5 protein-coding genes are annotated in these 4,668 nt (G+C 48.8%); 1 reads left to right on the top strand and 4 read right to left on the bottom strand.

Annotated elements, in window-relative coordinates; translation table 11 throughout:
• Positions 1 to 89: 89 nt before the first annotated feature.
• The 4 genes from RMO35_RS21650 to RMO35_RS21635 all read right to left on the bottom strand — a co-directional run bounded on the left by RMO35_RS21650 (position 90) and on the right by RMO35_RS21635 (position 2,876).
• Positions 90 to 383 carry a WGxxGxxG family protein gene (locus tag RMO35_RS21650; RefSeq protein ID WP_309744179.1) on the bottom strand — a complete coding sequence of 98 codons (294 nt, stop codon included), beginning with the start codon at positions 381 to 383 and terminating at the stop codon, positions 90 to 92.
• 277 nt (positions 384 to 660) lie between these two features.
• Positions 661 to 1,905, bottom strand: a complete 1,245-nt coding sequence (locus RMO35_RS21645; RefSeq protein WP_309744177.1) for a saccharopine dehydrogenase NADP-binding domain-containing protein — start codon at positions 1,903 to 1,905, stop codon at positions 661 to 663.
• Between the two features lie 36 nt (positions 1,906 to 1,941).
• Positions 1,942 to 2,673: a serine/threonine protein kinase gene (locus tag RMO35_RS21640; RefSeq protein WP_309744175.1), complete on the bottom strand. Its 732-nt coding sequence runs from the start codon at positions 2,671 to 2,673 to the stop codon at positions 1,942 to 1,944.
• 35 nt (positions 2,674 to 2,708) lie between these two features.
• Entirely contained in the window at positions 2,709 to 2,876 is a 168-nt protein-coding gene (locus RMO35_RS21635) for a DUF4291 family protein (RefSeq protein ID WP_309744173.1), read from the bottom strand.
• On the opposite strand from RMO35_RS21635, the gene uvrB reads away from it, so the two are divergent.
• A partial coding sequence (gene uvrB / locus RMO35_RS21630; RefSeq protein WP_309744171.1) for an excinuclease ABC subunit UvrB occupies positions 2,875 to 4,668 on the top strand: 1,794 nt, incomplete at its 3' end. The genes RMO35_RS21635 and uvrB overlap by 2 nt on opposite strands.

Below are 4,668 nucleotides of genomic sequence, written 5' to 3'. Positions count from 1 at the left end.
CACTCTCTTTTATATACAGCTTCCTGGTTCAACATTCGTCAGACTGTGATGGCTTGGAGCCAAATTACGACAGAGACAAGTAGCCAGAATTAGCGGATGCTAGGGTCGCGGTAGACAGGTGCGTCATCCCGACGGGTAGTATTGTGAGTCTCTTCTTTCCGACGCCCCATCAATCCGAATAAGCCGAGCAATCCAGTCAAGCCCCACAGACCTCGATCGTCACTGGGGTTATTTTCATAACGAGTAGTAGTAGTTCCAGTGGTGCCAGTACCTTGAGTACCAGTACCTGTTGATGTTTGAGCGGCAGCGGGGGACATGGGTACAACTGAAATGATGGTAGCCAAGATGCCCGCACTGAGCAATGCGATCGAAGATGATTTCATGGTTTGAACTCCTTGAGTGAGTAGATGTGTGATAGTTGCCTTACGACCGATTTAACTTATCGGCTTGACTTCTTACTAATTTACAGGAGCTAGTTATAAAAGAACTCTCTCTTAAGTACCATGTTTTTTAAACACAAGTAGTCCTAAAGGTGTAAGGAGGGGTAGTCTCTAAGTCGCTCGGATCGTCAGCAAGCCTGATGCTTTCTCACTCTCACGGGCGATAGCTAGTAAAACGTTTTGAGCGACCTTGAAGACTGACTGCTAACGATTTTCTGGTTTAGCGCAATAGCTCTACTTCCAGCCGCATTCCTGCCCGCTGTAGCCGTTCTACCAATACATCTCCCAATCCAGTCGCAGGCGTCAAAATCCCACCCCGCTGCGCCCCTCCTGGCAGCCTGTCGAAATCCACAGCCAAACACAACGCCGACTCGCAGACAAATTTCACCGTCGCGCGATTGCCAGGATCGCCAGCATCGGCAATCAGCCCCCGTACCCGCTGCCCCTGGCTGCCCCATCCCAACAGTTCGCACCGAAACCAACCTTCATTCATCGTTTGCTCCGTCGGCCCGCTCCCAACTTGGGGGATAATTGATTCGAGGAGAGAGCGCAGCGTTGGGATCGCAATCGCGCCCCCAATTACCGCCATACCCCCCACCATTGCCGCAGACTGAAGCCATGCCCACGGCGGGTCGAATTTGAAGTATTCTTGATAGCTAAAATCTGTACCATAAGGTTCTTGCCATCGATTCTCTTCCAGAGACGCTACGCGAACGAATAATGCCTGACTGCGACGGACGATCCGCGTATTGACAACACCCATGAAAAATGGCGCAACCCAAGTTTCCATCTCGGCATCATACTGAGGCGAAGTGGGATCGCGATGTCTGTCTACATCTGTGGGGATAGATTCCGGCGGATTGAGCAGGAACGGATTGCTAACTAGATCGAGTTCGCCGCGATCGTAAATACTCAAGCCACTAGCCAGCGTACCGCCATTAAAACCACCAGCCGCCTGATAATAAGCTTTGACTTGAGTACAGTTGGTACCCAGTTCGCGCTGGAGATAACGCACCACTAAATAAGCACCCAAATCGGAAGGGACAGAATCAAAGCCACAACAGGGGATAATCCGCGTCCCATCGGTAGCAGCTTGAAGATGATAGCGATCGATTAATCCCTTTACCCACGGCGTTTCGCCTGTAATATCGACATAATGAGTACGGTAACGGACGCAAGCATCGACAATCGCATCACCATACAGCGCAAATGGCCCAGCCGTATTCAATAATACCCGCGTCTGGGACACGATCGCGTCGATGGCGGTTTTATCTTGACTATCGGCGACGAGAATATCGACAGTGATGCCTACTTGTGCCCTGACTGATTCTAACTTGTGGCGATCTCGACCCGCGATCGCCCACCGTACCTCTGCGCCAGCACGTTCGGCAAAATACCGGACAGTTTGCTTACCTACAAAGCCGCTGGCACCATACAGCACTACATCATAACTGGTTTCACGCATGACCTGACGATCGCCTAGCGACTAGTGATAGCTCTATTATAGTCCGCCTCGATCGGGCAGAAATCGATCGGTGTAGGGGAGCCGACAGCAATATCGGTAGCTCTTACGCACTACATCTAGCAATGGGTAAGGAATACGCAATTTCAATGGCTGGATAATCGGTCGATATAGCCAATAATAAGCTCGTTTTAAGTGCCGCCATTTGGGGCAATTGCCCTGATGTAAAAAGTCGGAGACATCCACAACGAATCCTCTGCCTTCAAGCATCATGACATTCCGCCCATGTACGTCGGAGGGATTTAGCCCTCGATTGCGCGCATCATCCAAGGCTCGATCGATATCTGCAATAACTTGCGGCGGAATACTTAATCCCTGATGCACGCTGTCATAGAGAGTGGTTCCATAGAGCCGTTTGAGTACCAAGAAATTTGCGCCAGCATACAGACATTCCGAGAAAGCTGGGTGAGTGCCGAGCCGCCGATACACCTCAGTTTCTTCTTCAAAACCAGCCATACCAGGAGCATAAATCTTGACCACTTGCTGGGGATAGTCGGGATGAGAGAATACAGCCGCATAATTGCCAGCACCCAATTTCTGCCAGGGACTTGGTACCTGCTTTACCACCACTGGATTGTTGTGGGTAGAATTACTGTGGAGTTGAAGCTGCGGCAATAATTCTCGCTCGATGCACTCGACAAGTTGGTGTAAGTGCGATCGAGCGAACTCTGGGTTTACCGATCCGTCGATGTGAGGTGGGAGTGTGGTCATAACCAATATATCGCCGCGCCTTAATTTATAATTCGTTAGTGTTCGCCGCCGAAGTAGCCGTGTGTCGCTGCAAAATTCCCGATTTCAGGGCGATATGCCTGGTACACAATTACCCCTTCTTCATCAAACTGCGCTAGAATGTAACGACCGATTTTTGGTAATTTGGTCTTTTGTTCTATGTAACTGGTGGTGATAAGCGGCATGGACGATAATGAATTTAAACTAGAAGCACCATTTAAACCGACTGGCGATCAACCTGCGGCGATCGCGCAGCTCGTGGCTGGGTTAAGATCTCAACAGCAGTTTCAGACTTTGCTCGGTGCGACGGGTACGGGGAAAACTTTTACGATCGCAGCCACGATCGCGCAGTATCAGAAGCCGACATTAGTATTAGCCCATAATAAAACATTAGCGGCGCAATTGTGTAACGAATTGCGGCAATTTTTTCCGCACAATGCCGTCGAGTATTTTGTTTCTTACTACGATTATTATCAGCCGGAGGCGTATATTGCCGTCAGTGATACGTTTATTGAAAAAGCATCGGCAATTAATGATGAAATCGATATGCTGCGACATTCGGCGACGCGATCGTTATTCGAGCATCGGCATGTAATCGTAGTCGCATCGATTAGTTGTATCTATGGTTTGGGCACGCCTGCTGAATACCTGAAGGCGGCAATTCCGTTGAAGGTGGGGATGGAAATCGACCAGCGGGAGATGTTGCGGCAGTTAGTTTCGGTGCAATATAGTCGCAATGATATCGACTTAAAGCGCGGTAATTTTCGGGTACGTGGTGATGTAGTAGAAATCGGCCCTGCTTACGAAGATCGGATCGTGCGGGTAGAATTTTTTGGCGATGAAATTGAAGCAATTCGCTATGTCGATCCGGTGACGGGAGAAATTCTGAATACGGTGGGTGGTTTGAATATCTATCCAGCACGGCACTTTGTCACGCCTGAAGATACGTTGCAGGATGCTTGTAATGACATCGATGAGGAATTGAAGCAGCGGATAATTGAACTCGAAACTAATGGTAAATTAATCGAAGCTCAACGCATCGACCAACGGACGCGTTACGATTTGGAAATGTTGCGCGAAGTCGGTTTTTGCAATGGGGTGGAAAACTATTCTCGCCATCTAGCAAGACGTAATGCTGGCGATCCGCCGGAATGTTTGTTGGATTATTTCGATGATGATTGGTTATTGGTAGTCGATGAATCTCACGTCACTGTCCCGCAAATTCGGGGGATGTATAATGGCGACAGAGCGCGCAAAACAGTGCTGATCGATCACGGTTTTCGCTTGCCCAGTGCGGCGGATAATCGCCCGTTAAAGGCTGATGAATTCTGGGAGAAGGTAAATCAATGTATTTTTGTTTCTGCTACCCCTGGTGAGTGGGAAATGGGACTTTCAGAGGATCGAATCGCCCAACAGATCATCCGTCCGACGGGAGTAATCGATCCAGAAATATTCGTGCGTCCGACGGAGGGGCAAGTAGACGATTTACTCGGTGAAATTCGCGATCGCGTCAAGCGCGAGGAACGCGTATTGATTACGACGCTTACTAAACGGATGGCGGAAGATCTGACTGAATATTTTCACGAACGCAGTGTGCGAGTAAAATATCTCCACTCGGAGATTCAATCGATCGAACGAATTGAAATTATTCAAGGTTTGCGGAATGGGGAGTTTGATGTGTTGATTGGAGTAAACTTATTACGGGAAGGTTTAGATTTACCGGAGGTATCTTTAGTCGCGATTCTCGATGCCGATAAAGAAGGATTCTTGCGTTCGACACGATCTTTAATTCAAACAATCGGACGAGCAGCGCGACACATTCGCGGACAAGCAATTTTATATGCAGATAAAATGACCGATAGCATGATCGCTGCGATCGACGAAACCGATCGTCGGCGTGGTATTCAATCAGCACATAATAAAGTAAATAATATCACGCCTTACTCGATCGTCAAAACAGGCAATAACTCAATCCTC

The sequence above is a fragment of the Chamaesiphon sp. OTE_20_metabat_361 genome, from assembly GCF_031364565.1.
Note: the sequence above shows the minus strand (reverse complement) of the source record. Positions and strands in the feature narration are given on the sequence as shown.